This is a genomic window from Pontixanthobacter luteolus, assembly GCF_009828095.1.
Taxonomy (GTDB): domain Bacteria; phylum Pseudomonadota; class Alphaproteobacteria; order Sphingomonadales; family Sphingomonadaceae; genus Pontixanthobacter; species Pontixanthobacter luteolus.
In genome coordinates, this window is the sequence record NZ_WTYP01000002.1 from 993,528 (window position 1) to 1,011,899 (window position 18,372).

The 18,372-nt window shown below is 59.4% G+C and carries 15 protein-coding genes and 1 tRNA gene; 10 read left to right on the forward strand and 6 right to left on the reverse strand.

Annotation, left to right across the window (positions count from 1 at the left end):
* Window positions 1-21: 21 nt before the first annotated feature.
* On the reverse strand, window positions 22-627 hold the full coding sequence (locus GRI43_RS13180) for an RNA polymerase sigma factor (RefSeq protein WP_160731538.1): 606 nt from the start codon (window positions 625-627) through the stop codon (window positions 22-24).
* The gene (locus GRI43_RS13185; RefSeq protein WP_160731539.1) at window positions 620-1,339 is read right to left on the reverse strand and encodes a hypothetical protein; all 720 of its coding nucleotides are present in this window, start codon (window positions 1,337-1,339) and stop codon (window positions 620-622) included. Before GRI43_RS13185 ends, GRI43_RS13180 begins: the two co-directional genes overlap by 8 nt.
* A gap of 149 nt (window positions 1,340-1,488) precedes the next feature.
* Between GRI43_RS13185 and GRI43_RS13190 the strand changes: the two genes are divergently transcribed.
* Genes GRI43_RS13190 through GRI43_RS13205 form a run of 4 tightly spaced genes read left to right on the forward strand, consistent with a single transcriptional unit; the run spans window position 1,489 to window position 10,032 of the window.
* Entirely contained in the window at window positions 1,489-3,141 is a 1,653-nt protein-coding gene (locus GRI43_RS13190) for a tetratricopeptide repeat protein (RefSeq protein WP_160731540.1), read from the forward strand.
* A gap of 30 nt (window positions 3,142-3,171) precedes the next feature.
* Window positions 3,172-7,731, forward strand: coding sequence for a cytochrome P450 (locus GRI43_RS13195; protein WP_160731541.1), 4,560 nt, complete (start codon window positions 3,172-3,174; stop codon window positions 7,729-7,731).
* Window positions 7,724-8,398: a zf-HC2 domain-containing protein gene (locus GRI43_RS13200; RefSeq protein WP_160731542.1), complete on the forward strand. Its 675-nt coding sequence runs from the start codon at window positions 7,724-7,726 to the stop codon at window positions 8,396-8,398. Before GRI43_RS13195 ends, GRI43_RS13200 begins: the two co-directional genes overlap by 8 nt.
* A 5-nt stretch (window positions 8,399-8,403) precedes the next feature.
* Window positions 8,404-10,032, forward strand: coding sequence for a S8 family serine peptidase (locus GRI43_RS13205; RefSeq protein WP_160731543.1), 1,629 nt, complete (start codon window positions 8,404-8,406; stop codon window positions 10,030-10,032).
* 183 nt (window positions 10,033-10,215) lie between these two features.
* Here GRI43_RS13205 and GRI43_RS13210 read toward each other — a convergent pair.
* A tRNA-Leu gene (locus GRI43_RS13210) sits at window positions 10,216-10,302 on the reverse strand.
* A gap of 144 nt (window positions 10,303-10,446) precedes the next feature.
* Window positions 10,447-11,493: a zinc-ribbon domain-containing protein gene (locus GRI43_RS13215; RefSeq protein WP_160731544.1), complete on the reverse strand. Its 1,047-nt coding sequence runs from the start codon at window positions 11,491-11,493 to the stop codon at window positions 10,447-10,449.
* Between the two features lie 154 nt (window positions 11,494-11,647).
* Here GRI43_RS13215 and ftsE point away from each other — a divergent pair, with 154 nt between their 5' ends.
* Genes ftsE through GRI43_RS13235 form a run of 4 tightly spaced genes read left to right on the forward strand, consistent with a single transcriptional unit; the run spans window position 11,648 to window position 14,551 of the window.
* Window positions 11,648-12,403, forward strand: a complete 756-nt coding sequence (gene ftsE / locus GRI43_RS13220; RefSeq protein ID WP_160731545.1) for a cell division ATP-binding protein FtsE — start codon at window positions 11,648-11,650, stop codon at window positions 12,401-12,403.
* Window positions 12,400-13,332 carry a cell division protein FtsX gene (locus GRI43_RS13225; RefSeq protein ID WP_202391712.1) on the forward strand — a complete coding sequence of 311 codons (933 nt, stop codon included), beginning with the start codon at window positions 12,400-12,402 and terminating at the stop codon, window positions 13,330-13,332. The genes ftsE and GRI43_RS13225 overlap by 4 nt, the downstream gene beginning before the upstream one ends.
* Entirely contained in the window at window positions 13,329-13,856 is a 528-nt protein-coding gene (locus GRI43_RS13230; RefSeq protein WP_160731546.1) for a YdcF family protein, read from the forward strand. The genes GRI43_RS13225 and GRI43_RS13230 overlap by 4 nt, the downstream gene beginning before the upstream one ends.
* An 11-nt stretch (window positions 13,857-13,867) precedes the next feature.
* The gene (locus GRI43_RS13235; RefSeq protein ID WP_160731547.1) at window positions 13,868-14,551 is read left to right on the forward strand and encodes a lysophospholipid acyltransferase family protein; all 684 of its coding nucleotides are present in this window, start codon (window positions 13,868-13,870) and stop codon (window positions 14,549-14,551) included.
* Here GRI43_RS13235 and GRI43_RS13240 read toward each other — a convergent pair.
* The gene (locus GRI43_RS13240) at window positions 14,545-15,450 is read right to left on the reverse strand and encodes a prephenate/arogenate dehydrogenase family protein (protein WP_160731548.1); all 906 of its coding nucleotides are present in this window, start codon (window positions 15,448-15,450) and stop codon (window positions 14,545-14,547) included. The two genes, GRI43_RS13235 and GRI43_RS13240, sit on opposite strands and share 7 nt — an antisense overlap.
* Window positions 15,447-16,559 carry a histidinol-phosphate transaminase gene (gene hisC / locus GRI43_RS13245; RefSeq protein ID WP_160731549.1) on the reverse strand — a complete coding sequence of 371 codons (1,113 nt, stop codon included), beginning with the start codon at window positions 16,557-16,559 and terminating at the stop codon, window positions 15,447-15,449. Before hisC ends, GRI43_RS13240 begins: the two co-directional genes overlap by 4 nt.
* 95 nt (window positions 16,560-16,654) lie before the next feature.
* Between hisC and metX the strand changes: the two genes are divergently transcribed.
* Window positions 16,655-17,755 (forward strand): homoserine O-acetyltransferase MetX, encoded by a 1,101-nt coding sequence (gene metX, locus GRI43_RS13250; RefSeq protein ID WP_160731550.1) that lies wholly within the window; start codon window positions 16,655-16,657, stop codon window positions 17,753-17,755.
* The gene (gene metW / locus GRI43_RS13255) at window positions 17,748-18,359 is read left to right on the forward strand and encodes a methionine biosynthesis protein MetW (RefSeq protein ID WP_160731551.1); all 612 of its coding nucleotides are present in this window, start codon (window positions 17,748-17,750) and stop codon (window positions 18,357-18,359) included. Before metX ends, metW begins: the two co-directional genes overlap by 8 nt.
* The last annotated feature ends 13 nt before the right edge of the window (window positions 18,360-18,372 follow it).

Here is an 18,372-nt window from a genome sequence, read left to right on the forward strand (position 1 = left end):
TTTGCCGTCCTGTGACTGTGGTTAGCTGACCAACTTCAACCGCGGAATGTCGCGATTGTTCGCGGGCTCCGGTGCGGCGCTGCTCTGGTTCTGCGCCTCCATCCAGCCGCGCAGTTTCCGGCGCGCATAATGTAGCCGCGTTTTGACCGTGTTTACGCTGCAATCGGTCGCTTGCGCGATTTCCTGCAATGGCATCGCCTCGAAATAGCAGAGCACGACAGCTTCCCTCTGATCCAAGTTCAGAATTGCCAGTGCGCTGCGAAGCCAGCGACTATCATCATCGATCATCGCCGCTTCTTCAGGATTTGGGGCCTGATCCTCATAGTGTTCAAAGAATGCGCTTTCCTGGCTCGTCTCGCGGCTTGCCGGTTTGCGCAGGTAATCAATCGCCTTGTTACGCACGATCCGCCTGATCCACGCAGGCGCATTGTTGATGTCCTTGAACTTGCCTGCAAGCCGCCAGATATCGGTGAATGCCTCGTCCACCACGTCTTCGGCGGTGCTGAAGTCACCCTTCAGGATCGCAGCAGCATGAGCCATCATCGCTGGTCTGACTTCTCGGTAGAGCCGGGTGAATGCAGCGCGATCCCCTCTGCCGATTGCCCTCAATAGCGCGCCGCTATCCATCGAAGATATCCAGCCCGTCCGCGTCTCGCTCTGAGACGGACAACACGCCCCAGATCAGGCAATCACTCGCGTCCCGGAAATGTTTGAGAGCCAGCCCGGCTTCTGCCGCCACCTGCGATAGCGTATCTTCATCGTGGCAAAATGGCTGAACGCCATTGCAGACATACTGCCATCCAATGCCGAAATAACCCGGCACCAGACTGGAAATCAGGATGGTCCCGCCAGATGCGAGTTTGGCCTTCAGCGCGCTTAGCTCGGCAATCAATTCTTGTTCCGTGCATTTGTCGGGGAGGTGCGGTGCCGCGATCAAATCGCATGAACCGTCCTGCTCCGTGCCGTCTGCAAAACTGATGAGCTTTCCGCTTTTGATCGCCTGTCTTAGCGCCTGCTCGGTCAACTTCGCCCGGGCCGCTCTTGCGCGGTTGCCTGAAAATTCATCGACTGCATTTGTCAGCGCCGAGCTTTGCGGGAACGCTGCTGGCGACCGTGCAGGCGGCGGGGCCTCCGATCCTTCAACCGGCGGGCTGTAGCTGAGCAGGTCCCGCAAAGGGTGCCGCTTGAGATCGAGGCGCCAGCGTTTGAGATCACCTCCACTTGCAAGAATTCCGTCGAAGACACCTGCAAGCATGAGTGTGCCCTGTTTGATCTGGCCGGCCTCGAACTGCGTGAGGACCTGATCATAAATGCGGAATGGATAGGTTTGATGGGTCATAATGGCTGCAGGGATATCGGTGAGGCATCCGACCGGCGTCCCAGCAGCGTTCCAAATGCGTGAAAAAGTTGCCCTTTAACCATGTTACCTGCTATTTGGGCTGCATGAGGAGTACGAGGGCAACTCCTGATCAGGGGGCACTATTTCGTTTGACGCTGTTGGGGCCGTTCGGCCTGAACGGTGCCGATGGCAATCGTGTCGCTGTGACCAGCAAGCGCGGGCAGGCGCTGCTCGCGATCCTTGCGACATCGCCGCGCGGGGAAAGATCGCGCAGTTGGCTGGAAAGCACGCTGTGGTGTGCGAAGCCGTCCGAACAGGCCAAGGCCAGCCTGCGCAAAGAACTTTCGAACCTTAAAAAGGCCGTCAACGGGTCGGAGCCGGCACTTTTGCAGGCTGACAGTAGCCGGGTTTGGGTGGATACGGACCAGCTTTGGATCGATGTCTTCCAAAATACCGGGTCCACTGGCGAAGAATTCCTCGAAGGAATGGACATTGCTGGGGAGGAGGCATTCGAAGACTGGCTGCGGGAGAAACGCAGCGAGTTGAGCGGCTCCTCCGACGGTTCCAGCCTGCCGGCTCAGGCAGATGCAGGGTTGGATGCCTCTGAAGTCAAGCCGACCAAGCTGGCCATTGCTGTGCTGCCGATCCGGATGGAACCGCCCAAACCCGAGCTGGAGTTCGCAGCGTATGGGTTTGGCGAAGAATTGATCAATCGCCTGTCACGGCTTCGCTGGTTGCCGGTTATTGCTCGCAGTTCCAGTTTTGCCTTGGCACCGGAACTGACCGACCCCGTCGCTGCCGGCCAGGCATTGGGCGCGCGGTATATCGTGGAAGGGAGCCTGCGTTCGTCTGGGTCCGGCTTTCGCTTGTCCATCGGTCTGGCTGATGCTGAAAGCGGTCAGACTTTGTGGAACGAGGCAATAGTACTCAAGGCAATTGAAGACCCCGATGCAATCGAGGCGACGCTGGATGGTCTGACCGCCGCGCTGGATCACAGGATCGACCACAGTGAGCAATTGCGCGCTATCGGAACGACGGACCGCAATCCGGACTTGCTGCAGTTGATCTGGAAGGCGCGCTGGCATCTCGTCAGGTTGACCGATGAGGATATCGCAATCGCGGAAGGTCTTCTCGATCAGGCGGCAGAGCTGCAACCCAATTCATCTGAAGTCATGATCGAACGGGCATGGCTGACTGTCAGGAAGCTTTGGCTCAGTCGCGGGTCAGAGGAACAAATTCGTGCGCTGCGCAAGTCCGCCCAGGCAGCGATATTTGCCGATCCCAGCGATGCCCGCGGGCATATGATTGCTGGCATTGCGGAGTTCTGGCTGCATCAGCCGCTCCGCGCAGAAGGGTTGCTGCGCCGCGCCGTGGAATTGAACCCGAGCCTGGTGATGGCGCATGCCCAGCTGGGCAGTTCGCTCTACCACAAGGGCGAGACCGAAGAGGCCATCGAAACGCTCGAGACGGCTATTCGTCTTAGCCCCAACGATTTCGATCTGTTTTTCACCGAAGGCGAATTGGCGATGGCCCATTTGACCGAAGGCAATCTGGAAGAATCGATTGTCCATGCTGAGGCTTCGCTGTCGCGCAGAGCGGCCTATTGGTCATCCCATGTGGCCCGGATCAATGCTCTCGCCGGCCTGAACCGAATGACGGAGGCAAAAGCTGCTTATGCGGAAATGCTGGCAGCCCAGCCCAAATTCAAACCGCATTTCATCGACTGGCTTCCCTACCTCGATGTGTCGCGCAACGCCGCGCTGAAAGATGGATTGAACCAGGCTGCGACTTACACCGACTAAGGGGCAAACATAGCAGCGGGATCGCAAGATATGCCTCAGGCCAAGTATTTTTCGAAAATTGACCGTGATAAAGACGGGGAAGAAAATACACCGCGCAGGTTCGATCTGAACAGGCTCGCAGCAGCGGGAAGATTCGCGAAGATCGGCGCTTCACTGAAACGGAAAAGTCTGCCCCGGCTGTACGCTTTTTCGCGGTCTTTCAATCCGGTGATGAAGCTGGGCGGCCTGATCCACATTTCCCGGGATGAACAGGTGCGCGATGTGCTTTTGCGCACCTCAGATTTCCCTGTTCCTTTTGGAAAGGAAATGTCGGAGCTCGGGTTGGGTGCGACCTTCCTGCTGGGTGTCGATGGCGCAGAACATGCCAGATTGCGGCACATCCTGACTTCCGCTGTACTGCCGCGTGATGTCGAAATGATGCACAGGCTGGCGGCTGAATTCACCGCCGCCTTGCTCGACAATCATGCTGGCAGAATCGATGTAATTCATGACCTGATCAAAAGGGTCCCTGCCGAAATATGTATCCGGTATTTCGGTCTCGATTGTCAGGATGCTGACGCGCTGGCCGACTGGACGCTTGCCATCTCGGCGCTGCTGTTTGGTGATCCGTTCGGCGACCCGGAAGTGCGTGAACTCGCATTTCAGGCACGCGGAAAGCTGGCGGCCTATATCGACGATGCAATCGCGCGAACACGCAGGGATGTTCTGTCTCCTGAATGCACTGTTCAACAGGCTGACACTCTGGTCCATCGCTTGCTCATTCTGCAGCGCGACGGGGCAGAAATAAGCGACAAGGATATTGCTGCGATACTTTTGGGTATGGCCTCTGGTTTTATCCCGACGAACTCGATCGCCGCTAGCAACATGCTGACCGAAATACTGGACCGCCCCTCAGCGAAGGCAGCCGCCGAAAAGGCCGCCAAAGAACGCGACCACGATACGCTGCGCAGGATTTTGCTGGAGGCGGGCAGACTTAATCCGACGCTTTATCCGGGACAGTTTCGCATATGTCCTGACGGGGCGACCCTGCAGGTTAATGGCCGGCCGCAGCAGATACCGCCGCAATCAACGCTGATTGTCGCCACTGGTTCGGCAATGCGTGACAAACGGGTCTGGGATAATCCCGATGATTTCCGGATCGATCGTAAGGAAGCAGATGGCCGCTGGCAGGAGCCGGACTTGCTGTTCGGGCTGGGGCCGCACACCTGCATCGGCAAGGAAATGGCAATCGGCCAGATTTCGGGTGTTTTTGCAGAACTGTTCGCGCGCGATGGATTGAAGCCCGCGCCCGGGAAATCCGGCAAGCTGGAATATCTTGGCCTGTTCCCGCGTCACCTGACTCTCGAATACGACACGCCGTCATCGCAGCAATCGATGTACCTGATAATCGCGCCGGTCACCGATGGCAGTTCTTGCGAGGATATTGAGGCGGAGATTGCAGCATGGGGGCACCCCGCCATTCCCGAAATCCGTGATGATCTGGATGGAAGCAATATTGTCCATTTCGCCTCCATCGCGCCAATCGAGTCCGAACGAGGGCTGGATATCATCTTCGAGATGAATTGCGATGGATCGAAGGAAAGTTCGATCAAGGCACTGTGCCATGCGATCGGGCCGCGCCTGGATAGGCTGTTGATACATACCGCGCGCCATGAGGCTGTATCGCTCGAATCGTATCTGCTTGCCCACGTTGTGGAGCTTCACGGGAAGCCGTGGGGCCCGACAGGCCTGAATTACAACGGCCTCGCCGAGTTTCCTGTTTCGAAGGTCGAAAGCGAGCGGAAATTCGCTGAGTTCATGGGCCGCGTCATGCGCGATTTTGTCGCAACCGAATCCGCCAGGGGCAGCAACCCGATGCTGGCACTCGGCCATATGCGGCGCATCTTGCGGCAGGATCCGGTCATGAAGACACGTGCCACGCCGGTGCAATTGGACCTGATGAAAGAGGCGGAACGGGAGCGCTTCGACGCTTATCATCTTTCGACGCGGTCCATGCGGCTGGCGCTGTCTACATTCAAAGATCCAGGCAGCCATTTCAAGGCGGCCATGAACTTCCTCAAGTCGCGCGATGGCCTGCTGGTCCTGATTCCGTTTTTCGTGACGCTTTTAGCAATGACGGTTCTGGCGGTTGAAGTTCTGGGCGGTTGGAATTTCAGTAATCTGCTCTTCGCCGTGTTCTCGGGCCTGACCACGACTGTTCTCATTTTCGGTGTTGTTGGCGGGATTTTCCTCGCGATGGTCCGGCGTCAGGAGAAGAAGGAAAAGCGGTTCGAAAAGCGGGCTTCGCTGGACAAAATGCGCGATATTCTCGCTGCAGAAGATCTGCCCGGCTATGCGCAGAACCACGTCTTCGCATCGGCAATGTTGAAGCCGGGCCTGTTCCGCACGTTCCTGCATGCCTTTGGCCTGTGGGCAGCGAAAATGTCGATCGTCCATCGGTTCAGGCCGGGCATGATCAACGGGATGGGGACGATACATTACGCCCGCTGGTACAAGATACCGGGCACACGGCGAGCCGTGTTCTATTCCAATTTCGATGGCAGCTGGGAAAGCTATCTCGAAGACTTCATCTCGCGGGTGTCATGGGGCCAGTCCGCCGCGTGGAGCAATTGGGAAGGCTTTCCCGAAACCCGCTATCTTTTCATGAAGGGCGCGCAGGATTCTGACCAGTTCAAGAACTACACGCGGACGGTGATGCGCGTTTCGCCTTTCTGGTATTCGCGTTTCCCCGAATTGTCTTCCGAGCAGATCCGGCAGAACGGACTGATCCATATCGGGGCAGGCCTGGCGCGCACTTCTACCGAAGCGGACGAATGGCTGCGCTGCTTCGGTTCGCGCCCGCGGCATGCCAATCTCGTCGAACAGGATGAAGTACAGGCGCTGGTCCTCAGGGGAATGAAGCGGCTGCCCTATTCCACATGTCTGGCGATCACACTGCCGCCCGCAGGGCCGAAGCTGGGCGAATGGCTTTGCTGGATCCGCGGGAAGCCGATGCAGATCGATGGATTGCTGGGTCAAAGCGAGCAAGCGCAGATCAACGCGCTGATCGAGGAAGGCGTTATTGGCCGTGTGCCGCGACCCGATGGTCACGCGGCAGAATACAGTCTGGCTCATGCGCTCACCATAACCTTTGGAGACCGCCCGCTTCTCGGCATCAGAAAGGGGATGAGCGATCCCGCCGGATTGGCAATGGGGCACGCGGCGTTTCTCGGTATCTCAGCGGCTGGCATGAAGAAGTTCACCGCCGATGGCGCGGCTCCTGACGCGGTTGAAGAGGGGATGCCGTTCGCGTTTCGAATGGGAATGGGCGGCCGCGGCCAGATTCTGGGGGATCCAGAGCCTGGTGATCGCCAGTGGTACTGGGACGACAATGTCGACAGCGACAACCCGGCCGAGGCGGTCCTGATGCTATACGCCTCCGATCAGGCATCGCTTGATAGGATGACGACAATTCATCGTGCATTGCTCGGCAATCATGGCGGCTCGGTTCAGACCCAGATCGACTGTGCACCCGCATGGGACGATACAGAGCGGGTCGATTTCGAGCACTTTGGTTTCCGTGACGGCATCTCGCAGCCCATAATGCGCGCCACTGGCAAATCCATCAAGGATGTGCCCGAACGCGATATCGTTGAACCGGGCGAATTCATCATCGGGTACAAGAACAATTCCGGCTATTTTCCGATGTCGCCGAAACTGCCCCCGGAAGCCGATGTTTCCTGCGCCTTGCCGGTCACGATTGGCGGCAATCTGTCCCGCTTCCCGGACTTTGGCGGAGACAGCCTCGCAAATGCGGAGCGCGATCTTGGGCGGAACGGCACATTTATCGTGCTGCGCGAACTTAAGCAGGATGTTGAAGGGTTCGACGCCTTTGCCGAGGAAGCGGCGAAGAAGCTCAACACCGGCGGTTTCGCGGATTTGTACAAGGTGATCGGGCAGCGCCCCGATGCGGAATGGGTAAAGGCCAAGATGATGGGGCGCTGGCGCGACGGGCGTCCGTTGATCGGCAATCCGGTCAATAATAACCCGCAGGCATCCGCCGACCCTGCCGAACGGGAAAATGATTTCACCTTCGGGACCGACGATCCGCAAGGCCTGGCCTGTCCGTTTGCTTCCCATATCCGGCGGACGAACCCACGCGACAGCAAGCACCCGGGTGATCCGAACGAGCAAGCCATTTCCAATCGCCACCGGCTGCTGCGGAGGGGCCGGCCCTATGTTCGTAAGGACACCGGGGAAAAAGGCCTGCTATTTGCCTGCATCGGAACCGATATCGAGCGGCAGTTCGAATTTGTGCAGCAGTTCTGGGCCAATGCCCCTGCATTTCACGGCCTCGACAATGAACCCGACCCGGTGATCGGTGCAAATTCGCCTGACACGAAAACCGGTGAACCGCGGACAAGGCATTTTTCCATTCCCACGCCGGTCGGGCCGGTCAGGCTTGAGGGGATGCAAAGCTTTGTCGAGCCGAAGGGCGGGGGGTATTTTTTCATGCCCAGCCGGTCGGCCCTCGGTTGGCTTTGCGAGACAGCGCTCCATGCGTCCCCGGACAAGCTCGCGGTGGCAACGGAGAGCACTCACCATGACTGACAAGCGAGAGGTGGAAAAGATGCGCGATTTGGTGCCCGCCTATGTCAACGGAACGCTGTCTGATGATGACAAGGCAGCTTTTGAAGCAGCCTTGCATACGTCGCCAGATCTTCGAAAGCTGGTGGACGAAGAAACTGATATTCAGGCGAGGGTGGCGGCCGGAGTACAGTCCGGGGTCGACAGCCGCGATGACCGCAGCGTTCCGCACATTCAGTCACTGATAAAGCCCGAGCGAATGCCTGCCGGCAGTACAGGCAATGCAAGGTTGGCCAGCGCGCTTGCATTCCTCAACCCGGCGAACTGGAAGCCCGCGCTCATGCTTGCTCTGGCTGCTGCGGCGGTCGGACAAGCCGTTATTATCGGTGGCCAGTCTAGCGCTATCGACAAGCGAGACGTCCAGATAGCGCAGCTGGAGAATGACAATTATGAACTCGCCTCGGGCGGTTCTGCCATTCCCGACAACGCGCCAATTCTGATTGAACTGGTGGAAGATGCGCCCTGGAGCGAGGTTGCACAACTGTTCGCGAATGAAGGTTTGATTATAGCGCGCGGCACAGCGCAAGGCGTACTTTTGTTACGTCCTACGGACCAAAGAGCGGACATCGATATGCTGGTTGAGAAACTGGAGCGGTCCGACCTGACCGCCAGCGTTTCGAAAGCGGAGTAGCCGCCATGCGCGTTAGGATAGCATTTCTGGCCGCATGTGCTGCGGGCCTTTTCCTTGCATCAGGCTTCCATGCGGCAGGACAGCCGCCCAACCAGGCCAAGATCAAGGCCCCAGCCGAAGTCGAGCGTCCTGTCAGGCGCTTTGTAGAGCCATTGGTGGAGAAACCATCTGCGCAGAAAGCACCCGACTCTGTCGACAAAACCCAGACGACTGCTCCGCTGATTGACGCCGATGCCAGCGCTGGGGAGGCGGTGCAGGAAGCACGCGACGCTGATGGATCGTCCCCCGGTATGATCACGATGCAAAATCCTGTTTTGCCTCCGAAAAGGCCGGCGATCGCTGCCCCTTCACCGGCACCTAAAGAAAATCCGCTGACAATGCGGAACGCAGATCTGCCGATCTATCAGCATCACGAATTGCTTCTGTTTGGGCCGGGGTCGGAACGGGCCGCGGAAAGGCTGGCTGAGGCAAACGGATTTGACGTGATTTCAGTCACCCGCATCGATCTTCTCGGCCTCTCGCTTGCGCATGTGCGATTGGGGGGCGGGGATACCGTTGCCCGAGCTTTGGAGCGTATGGCCAAGAACAAGGGAGCAGCCTGGGCGCAGCCCAACTACATTTATCAATTGCTGGGAAATTCGCGTGAACAAGGGTTGGCGATGCATGGGCTGAACAGTCCGGGCAGGTATTTGGGCCGCGATTTGCCGCCCGCAAATGGCGTGACGATCGCGATGATCGACAGTCCGGTTGATGTCGCCCATCCGGATTTGGCGAACGCAAACATCATCCAGAAAGGTGCATTGGCGACCGGGGCACCTTCACCGCATGGGACGGCAATTGCAGAGTTGCTGGTTGGCAGCGGCGCGTTTCCTGGCGCTGCGAAGGGCGCAAAGCTGGTAAGTGTTCCGGCTTTCATTTCCGCCGCACACGCAGACATGCAGTCTCCGGCGATTTCGACCACCGCAGCGCTTGTTGCCGCTTTTGCCTCTGCTGCGGATGCAAATCCTGATGTCATGAACCTCTCGTTCGGTACTCAGGCGAGCGACGATGAAGCCATTCGGCGAATGATCGGGCGGTTGCAGGCACAAGGGGTCTGCATCGCTGCCGCGGCCGGGAATGGAGGCAAGCAGGGTGCAGTGATGTTCCCGGCAAATCTGGAATCGACCATTGCCGTTGCCGCTGTCGATGCGGCGGGCGCGGCGTATCAGCACGGTTCGCGCGGGCGTGAAATCGACGTTTCGGCCTGGGGCGTCGATATCAGCGCGGCTGTGCCCGGGGGCAGACGTCTAGTCAGCGGCACATCGTTCGCAGCGCCGCTGGTGGCTGGCGCAATGGCTCGCATGTCGGTCTGTGCCGAGTCGAGGCACCCCGCTGCAGTGCGTATCGCCATGTCCAGAGATGCTATCGATCTGGGTGAAGACGGACCGGACGAAATCTTTGGCGCGGGCATGCTCCGATTTGGAGAGGCGAGCCTGGCTTCAGCGCAGATCCCTGTGGCAGGGCAGCCAAACGGCACAAACGAGGGAGCAGACCAGGCAATCAGCGTGCCAACGCTGTTGCTTGCGCTTGGCTTGGCAGGCGGCCTTGGAGTGCTGTTTTTCTTCCTTCTCCGGCGCAGGCGAAGGAACAACTAAACAGCGGCCATTGGCCATTTGGCCGGCGTCGTAATGGCCGTTGGAATACGTTGACGTGTGAGAACAGCGCACTCTGACGTTGATGAATAGTGCGACGTCTGTTTTCGGCCTGGACGATGGGATCGACAGCGACTGGTGCCGCCTCGATTCTCCGTATATTTTGGAAGGTCACTCAGGACTGTTTGGTGCGGTCGAGAAGACTCGAACTTCCACGGCCTTTCGGCCACAACGACCTCAACGTTGCGCGTCTACCAGTTCCGCCACGACCGCACACAGTCAAAGGGGCGAAACTAACGCCCCCGCAGGGTAGGAGCGGCCCACTAGCAAAGCCCCTCAGGACGCGCAAGCACGGTTTGCACACTAACGAAATTAGTCATGGTCTGAAGCTGGAGCGGCAATCCGCATTTTGCCCGATCAGCTAGGTTTCCAGCCGATTTCCGCGAATTTTGCGGCCTTCGGGATATCCGTCACCGCTTCATTGATCGTCATGCTTTCGCCGGGGGCGAGGGTGCTTTGCGGGGGAACGACTTCCCAACTGTAGACAATCCTGTCTCTTGCATCGCGCATGACAATAAGAATCGACGGCACGCGCCGTGTTTCTCGCCCGGTATTTGTGACTGTCCCGCTCGCGCCGAAAAATTCGGAGCCATTTGGCAACGCGCGGCGATCCTGCTGGTCTGCGGGAAAGTCGAGCACCAGGTCGGTTTGCTCCATCGCAAAGGTCGGACGGCTCACGGGTACCCAGTCAGGCAGCCCGTAATAGCTGACAGCGGCGACGGTCCCGAAGGCAAGCACTGCAAACATTAGGCCGGCCGCGGTCCAAACCTTCAGGGGGTTCCGGCGCGAACGGAAGGGCGGCTCGTAATCGAACTGCGACCCTTCATCGTAATAGAACGTTTCCGGTTCGCGATCGGTGTCGGTTTCGACAACGGTTGGCGGCGGAGGCGTTTCGTCTTCGATCTCATCGTTGACCGGATCTTCGGTAACGGGTTCGTGAACCACAGGCGCAGCATCTCGGTGCGAATCTGTTGCTGCCGGGGCCGTATCAGCGCTGGCGCTCGGCTGGGTGGGCGCTTCCGCTTCGGACGGCTCGCTCAACCGCGCATTGGCGCGTTCGGTGTCTGACGGGGCGGGTGCCGGTGCCGGAGTGACAGGAGCCGAGGAAGCGGGCGACGATTGTTCAGGCGAGGTCTTTTCGGGCGCCATTGCCGTGCGCGCTGAAGCCGACCGTTCTGCTGGCGGGGCGACATGGGTCCCGTCAAATCCGGGCTTCGGTGCAGGTTTGTCGTTATCCCCGGCAGTGGCGGCCACATTCTTGCCCGAAGGGGGTGTCTCGATCTCCGGGCCATCCTGATGCCAGCTGTGCCGACATTTCGCGCAGCGCACGGTGCGACCGTCCACACCGATTGCGCTGTCGGGGACGACATAACGCGTCGAGCAGGCTGGGCAGGCAATAATCATTATTCAATCGTCTTACGACTGTGTAGGATTGGCAACAAGTGGCGACCGACTGTGGGCAGGTCCAGCTGTGCCTTTTTTCCACATCGAAGGGCGGCTATAGGCCCGTCACGATGCAAATTTTCCCGATTAACCCTGCGCAGAAAAGAGCTGAGACATGAGTTCGAGCGAAGGCGAGGGCATAACTTTCGATAATGTCGGGCTGCGTTACGGCACTGAAAAGGAAGTCCTCAGTGATCTTTCCTTCACTTTGCATCCGGGCAGCTTCTACTTTCTGACCGGCGCGAGCGGGGCGGGGAAGACATCGCTGCTAAAGCTCCTTTACCTCGCACAGCGGCCTTCGCGCGGTGCAATCCGGATGTTCGGCACCGACGTGATTACGCTGCCGCGCAAGCGCTTGCCATCATACCGGCGCCGGTTGGGGGTCGTGTTTCAGGATTTCCGCCTGGTCCAGCACCTGTCGGCATTTGACAACGTGGCGCTCCCGCTTCGGGTTTCGGGGGTCCGTGAAAACGACTTGCGCAAGCCGGTTTCGGATATGCTCGAGTGGGTTGGATTGTCGCACCGGATGGATGCGCAGCCAGCGACCCTGTCTGGCGGGGAGCAGCAACGCGTCGCGATTGCCCGCGCGGTTATCGGACGTCCGGAATTGCTGGTCGCTGACGAGCCGACCGGCAACGTTGACCCGGATATGGCACTGAAGCTGCTGCGCCTGTTCGAGGCATTGAACAGGTTGGGCACCACCGTGGTTGTCGCGACTCACGATGTGCATTTGCTGAAGAAAGTGCCGTCATCGCTGATCATGCGGCTGGACAAGGGACGTCTTTCGGACCCAACCGGTGCCTTGCGCTATCCGCCGAGGCAGAATTCGCACAGCACCGCCGCTGGAGAACAGAAAGGTGGCTTTGAATGAAGAAGCCGCCAACCCTTGGCCGGACGACTGCGCGCGGCCTGATAAAGTTTCGCGGTGATCGCGCGGCCCAACTGGTGCCGCAGGCGCGGCTCGCAGGGCCGATGCCCTGGGTGATCGCCATTATGATCTCTCTGACGGTGATTGCCGCGGCAGGCGGATTGGCGCTTAGCAATGTCGTTTCCAATGCGCGCGCCGAACTGGCGGGCGGTGCGACAGTCCAGATACTAGAAGCTTCGCCCAGCGAACGAAACCGGCAGGCAGACGCTGCAGAAGCCGTTCTGGCAGAGCATCCGCTCGTCGGCTCGACCCGGCGTGTGCCCGATGAAGAACTGGACGCATTGCTGGAGCCGTGGCTCGGCGCGGGTGCAGGCAGCGAGGCAGTGCCGGTTCCGGCCTTGATCGATGTGCGGCTGCGCGGTGATGTGACGCAGCAATCGCTAGGCACGCTCAGAGGTTTGCTGGTCGATGCTGCGCCATCTGCCCGTGTCGATGCGCAATCGTCATGGCTAGGCCCGGTTTTCTCCGCGCTGTCATCGCTGCAATGGCTGGCAGCCGCGCTGGTGGTGTTGCTTGGGTTGACCAGCGCTGCGGCGGTCTGGCTGGCGGCACGCAGCGCGCTTGGTTCCAATCGAGACACAATCGAGATCGTGCACCTGCTTGGCGGAACCGATGTCCAGATCGCGCGCATTTTCGAACGATCTGTCGGCTTCGACGCAACCCTTGGCGGTGCTTTCGGTCTGGCACTCGGGTTACTTGCGATATTGTTTCTGGGGCAGCAGTTCGCTGACCTTGGATCGGGCATGATGGCAGGCGGCGGCCTGCGTTGGTTCGACTGGGTCGCAATTGCGGCAATTCCGATTATCGGCGTTGTCATTGCCATGCTGACTGCTCGGCTCACCGTGCTTGGTGCGCTCAGGCGGATGCTATGATCCGGCGCTCAATCGCCGCAATCGCGGTTATCTGGTTCATGGGTTTTCTGTGGTTCACGGTCGCACTGCCGGGGCCGATGGATCGCGGCGCTACGCAGGCGGTTATCGTTCCGACCGGCGCAGCAGGGCGGATAGAGCGCGGACTGGAAGTGGTGGAAGGCGGCGATGCCGGCCTGCTGCTGGTGACAGGCGTCGACCGCGAAGTGCGGCCCAGTGAGTTCGCGGTACAGTTCGAAGTGCCCAAGCAACTGATGCAATGCTGCGTGTTCCTCGGTTTCGATGCGGTCGACACGCGCGGAAATGCAACTGAAACTGCGGAATGGATTGCTGAAAGAAACATTCGCTCGATCCGGCTTGTGACCACCGATTGGCACATGCGCCGGGCGGCGCTTGAACTCAGTAGGGCAATTCCGGAAGATGTCGTGATCGTGGAAGATGCCGTAGTATCGGAGCCTTCGCTGCGAATTCTTTTCCTCGAATACCATAAATACCTTGCCAGCAAGGTGTCGGGGTTGTGGGGATAATGGACCAGACCATGCTGCTAATCCGAAATTTCTTCTTTTACCTGATCTTCTATCTGGGCAGTCCGGTTTACGTGATTGCGTCGATGGCGACCATGTTCGTGAACGAAACCGCGCTGCGCAAATGCGTGCGCGGCTGGTGTAATTATCATCGCTGGTGCTTGCGGGTATTCGTCGGGATCGAGGTCAGGATCGAAGGCGAGAAAATCGACGGCCCGGTTTTCTATGCGATCAAACATGAAAGCTTCTTCGAAGCGATAGACGCGCCGGCCAACTTCAACTGGCCCGCGCCGTTTGCCAAACGCGAATTGTTCCTGATCCCCGGATGGGGCTGGGTGGCCAAGCAATATGGCTGCGTACCGGTTGCCCGGACCGAAGGGGCTAAAGCCCTCCGGGCGATGGTTAAGGCAGCGCGCGATCTGTCCAAACTGGGCCGCCCGCTGGTTATCTTTCCTGAGGGAACCCGCATCCCCCACGGCGAGCGCGGCGAATTGCGCGCCGGATTTGCCGGGCTTTACAAGATGATCGGCCTGCCGGTTGTGCCGGTGGCAGTGAACAGCGGGCCGTTATACCACCACAGATTGAAGCGGCCCGGCGTAATCACTTATCGCTTTGCAGAACCGATTCCCCCCGGCCTGCCGCGCGCAGAGGTGGAAGCCCGGGTGCTGGACGCAATAAACGCCCTGAACGATCAGTGATCCGCGCGCCCGAAATCGGGGCGTGCATCATCCTGACCTTGCTCGATAATCGACCTGCGGATCGCTCGGGTGCGCGTGAAAAGTTCGTGCAGCGCATCACCGTCCCCGCGCCGGATCGCCCGCTGTAATGCGGTTAGATCTTCGGTAAAGCGGCCCAGCATTTCCAGCACGGCGTCCTTATTGTGCAAGAACACGTCGCGCCACATCGTCGGGTCCGATGCGGCGATCCGGGTAAAATCGCGGAAACCACCAGCAGAATATTTGATCACTTCGCTGCGCGTCACATCTTCCAGATCGGAGGCGGTGCCAACGATCGTATAAGCGATCAGGTGGGGGATGTGGCTGGTGACTGCAAGCACGAGGTCGTGATGTGCCGCATCCATGATTTCAATCTTCGATCCCAGCCGTTTCCACATCGCTGAAAGGTCCGCGATCTTGTCGTCGGGTGTGCCCTCGGGCGGGGTCAGGATGCACCAGCGGTGTTCGAACAGTTCCGCAAATCCGGCCTCTGGCCCGCTTTGCTCTGTGCCAGCGACCGGGTGCGCGGGGATTACAGTATGGCCGGGCAGGGCTGCTTGCAGGCTTTCGACGACGGACTGCTTGGACGAGCCGACATCGCTGATAATTGCGCCTGAAGGCAGAACATCACGGATCGCTTCCGCGGCGAAAGCCATTGCCCCTACGGGGACGCACAGAATGACCAGATCGGCCTGAGCAACGCTGCCAGCTGCGCTGTCGTGCACCGTCCCGACCAGCTGCCGGGCCCTGGCAGCCTCGCGGGTGGCAGGATCCGCGTCATAGCCGGTGGTTGTGATGTCAGGGCAATGTTTTGCCAGAGCAAGACCGATCGACCCGCCCAGCAGGCCCAGCCCGATCACAGCGACGCGCTGTATGCTCACTTCGATCCCTCGGCCAGATCGCGCAAAATTTGCAATACCTCATCCATCTGTTCGCTAGTGCCGATGGTAATTCGCAAACCGTGCGGCAGGCCCGCACCGGGCAGCCACCGGGTCGCATAACCGCGTTCGGCCAGACCGTTATATGCTTGTTCTGCGGTCAGCGATCCCTCGAACAGGATCAGCAGGAAATTTGCCTTGCTCGGCACCGGACGCAGCCCGTGATTACCCAGGCTTTCCACCACGCTGACGAAGCGCTCCAGCTCCTTCGTATTGTGATCCCGCGATGCGTGAACAAAGGCTTGATCGCCGACAGCGGCCAGCGCTGCTGCCTGTCCGTGATTGGTTACGTTGAAAGGCCCGCGAATTCGGTTGAGCGAGGCGATCAGGTCGGGATGCCCGGTTGCCCAGCCAATCCGTTCGCCGGCTAGGCCATAGATCTTCGAAAAAGTCCGCGTCACCAGCACATTGGCGTGGGCTGCACACAGCTCCAGCCCGCCGTCATCTTCATCTTCGCCAAGGTATTCGGCATATGCCTGATCGACCACCAGCAGCACATCGGAAGGCAGCGCAGCGTGCAGCCGCGCAACCTCGTCCTCAGGCAAGTAGGTGCCGGTGGGGTTGTTCGGGTTGGCCACGAACACAACGCGCGTTTTTCCGGACAGGTTCTCGATCAGCGCATCGACATCGGTGCCGTAATCCTTGTCCGGTGCGATTATCGGTACTGCGCCGCAGCGACGTGCCGCAATCTCGTAAACTGCGAAACTGAAGTTGGAAAACAGCACTTCATCGCCCGGTCCGGCATACGCCTGCGCGGCCAGGTTGAGCAATTCGTCGGACCCGGTGCCGCAGACGATTCTCGCAGGATCGATGGTGTGCAAGCCGCCGATCGCTTCGCGCAGGGATGCGGAATCCGGGTCGGGATAGGCTGCAGGCGATTTGGCCACGGCGAGCGCTGCCATGGCTGCAGCCGAACACCCCAACGGGTTTTCGTTTGCCGACAGTTTGACGAGCTCGCGCCCGTCATCCGATTTTGCCTTGCCCGGCACATATGCGTGGATCGCGTTGATCCACGGTTTAGGCGCCGGGGCTTTGTTCGGGTTGTTGCTCATAACGGCGCGGCGTTTAAACGCTTTGCGCGCAATAGGACAGACTACAAAAATTGCTGCGTTGACAGCCCAGCTAGGGTGCCGCAATCCGCTGCGCGATGACGCCGCAGCCTGTTTTCAACGCGACTACGCTTGCCGATCCGCTTCCGCTCGACAGTGGGGAGGTGCTGCACGGCGTGTCGATCGCCTACGAAACCTACGGTGAACTGGCGGCGGACAAAGGCAATGCAATCCTCCTGTGTCATGCGCTGACCGGCGATCAATTCGTGGCGAGCAAGCATCCGGTGACAGGCAAACCCGGTTGGTGGGAACGCATGGTCGGTCCGGGCAAGCCGATCGATACGAACCGTTTTCACGTGATCTGTGCCAATGTCATCGGCAGCTGCATGGGGTCGACCGGTCCAGCGGCCATTGGCCCCGATGGCAAGCCTTACGCGATGTCATTCCCGGTCATCACGATCAGGGACATGGTGCGCGGTTTGGCCGGCTTGCTTGACCAGATGGAGATCGAACGGCTGCACGCGGTGGTGGGCGGATCGATGGGCGGGATGCAGGCCTTGAGCATGGCCGCGAATTTTCCGGAACGAGCGGGCAGGGTTCTCGCCATCGCAACGACCGCGCGCCATTCGGCGCAGAATATCGCGTTTCACGAAGTCGGGCGGCAATCGATCATGGCCGATCCAAACTGGGCGGAAGGCGATTATTACGCATCGGGAAAAACGCCTGACGCTGGCCTTGCGGTCGCACGGATGGCGGCGCACATCACCTATCTTTCGGAAGAGGGGCTGACCGAAAAATTCGGCAGGCGCCTACAAGACAGGTCTGAGAAAACGTTCGGCTTCGACGCCGATTTCCAGATCGAATCCTATCTGCGTTACCAGGGTAGCGGATTCACCCGCCGCTTCGATGCCAATTCCTATCTCTATATCACACGCGCGATGGATTATTTCGACATCGCGGAGGAGCATGGCGGACTGCTTGCAGACGCGTTTGCGGGAACGACCGCACGGTTCTGCCTGGTCAGTTTCGACAGCGATTGGCTCTATCCCACAGCGGAAAGCCGCCATGTGGTTCACGCGCTGAATGCCGCAGGCGCGCCGGTCAGCTTTGTCGAACTGTCTGCACCGTTTGGCCATGACAGTTTCCTGCTGGATGTGCCCGCGCTCGACCGTGTTGTAAGAGGGTTTCTTGATGACTGAAGCGGACAGATCATCCCTCCGACCCGATCTCGCGGTAATTCTGGACCATGTCGAACCGGGCAGCCGGGCGCTAGACGTCGGATGCGGTGACGGGGTTTTGATGGCGGCCATGCGCGATCAGCGCGGGGTTGATGCGCGCGGCATAGAAATTGATCCGGTTTGCGTGGAACGCTGCGTCGCGCGCGGCCTAAGCGTGGTTCAGGGCGACGCGGACCGCGATCTGGGTTTCTATCCCGATGGGGCGTTCGATTATGCAATTCTCAGTCAGACGCTGCAAACGGCGGAGCGGCCCGATCGGATGTTGCGCGAATTGCTGCGGGTGGGGCGGCGTGCCTTCGTCAGTTTTCCGAATTTCGCCTATTGGCGGATGCGCTGGGCGCTGCTGAGTAAAGGGCGCATGCCTGTGACGCGTCACCTGCCCGTGACTTGGTACGAAACTCAGAATATCCATCATGTTACGGTGAAAGACTTCGAGGCCCTGGCCGATGATCTGGATATTGCCATTTCGAACCGGTGGTTTTTCACGAAAGGGCGCGAAGTCGGGGACAGCGGGGCAAACTGGCGCGCCGAATATGCGCTGTTCGAAGTCCGCCGTTCCGGCTGAGGTGTTTTCTCAG

What these genes read in the sequence shown, in the direction of transcription:
- hisC (WP_160731549.1), bottom strand. Translation starts at nt 16,559, where the DNA reads ATGAGCAACAACCCGAACAAAGCCCCGGCGCCTAAACCGTGGATCAAC.
- GRI43_RS13195 (WP_160731541.1), top strand. Translation starts at nt 3,172, where the DNA reads ATGCCTCAGGCCAAGTATTTTTCGAAAATTGACCGTGATAAAGACGGG.
- GRI43_RS13225 (WP_202391712.1), top strand. Translation starts at nt 12,400, where the DNA reads ATGAAGAAGCCGCCAACCCTTGGCCGGACGACTGCGCGCGGCCTGATA.
- metX (WP_160731550.1), top strand. Translation starts at nt 16,655, where the DNA reads ATGACGCCGCAGCCTGTTTTCAACGCGACTACGCTTGCCGATCCGCTT.
- GRI43_RS13215 (WP_160731544.1), bottom strand. Translation starts at nt 11,493, where the DNA reads ATGATTATTGCCTGCCCAGCCTGCTCGACGCGTTATGTCGTCCCCGAC.
- GRI43_RS13205 (WP_160731543.1), top strand. Translation starts at nt 8,404, where the DNA reads ATGCGCGTTAGGATAGCATTTCTGGCCGCATGTGCTGCGGGCCTTTTC.
- GRI43_RS13230 (WP_160731546.1), top strand. Translation starts at nt 13,329, where the DNA reads ATGATCCGGCGCTCAATCGCCGCAATCGCGGTTATCTGGTTCATGGGT.
- GRI43_RS13185 (WP_160731539.1), bottom strand. Translation starts at nt 1,339, where the DNA reads ATGACCCATCAAACCTATCCATTCCGCATTTATGATCAGGTCCTCACG.
- GRI43_RS13235 (WP_160731547.1), top strand. Translation starts at nt 13,868, where the DNA reads ATGCTGCTAATCCGAAATTTCTTCTTTTACCTGATCTTCTATCTGGGC.
- ftsE (WP_160731545.1), top strand. Translation starts at nt 11,648, where the DNA reads ATGAGTTCGAGCGAAGGCGAGGGCATAACTTTCGATAATGTCGGGCTG.
- metW (WP_160731551.1), top strand. Translation starts at nt 17,748, where the DNA reads ATGACTGAAGCGGACAGATCATCCCTCCGACCCGATCTCGCGGTAATT.
- GRI43_RS13180 (WP_160731538.1), bottom strand. Translation starts at nt 627, where the DNA reads ATGGATAGCGGCGCGCTATTGAGGGCAATCGGCAGAGGGGATCGCGCT.
- GRI43_RS13200 (WP_160731542.1), top strand. Translation starts at nt 7,724, where the DNA reads ATGACTGACAAGCGAGAGGTGGAAAAGATGCGCGATTTGGTGCCCGCC.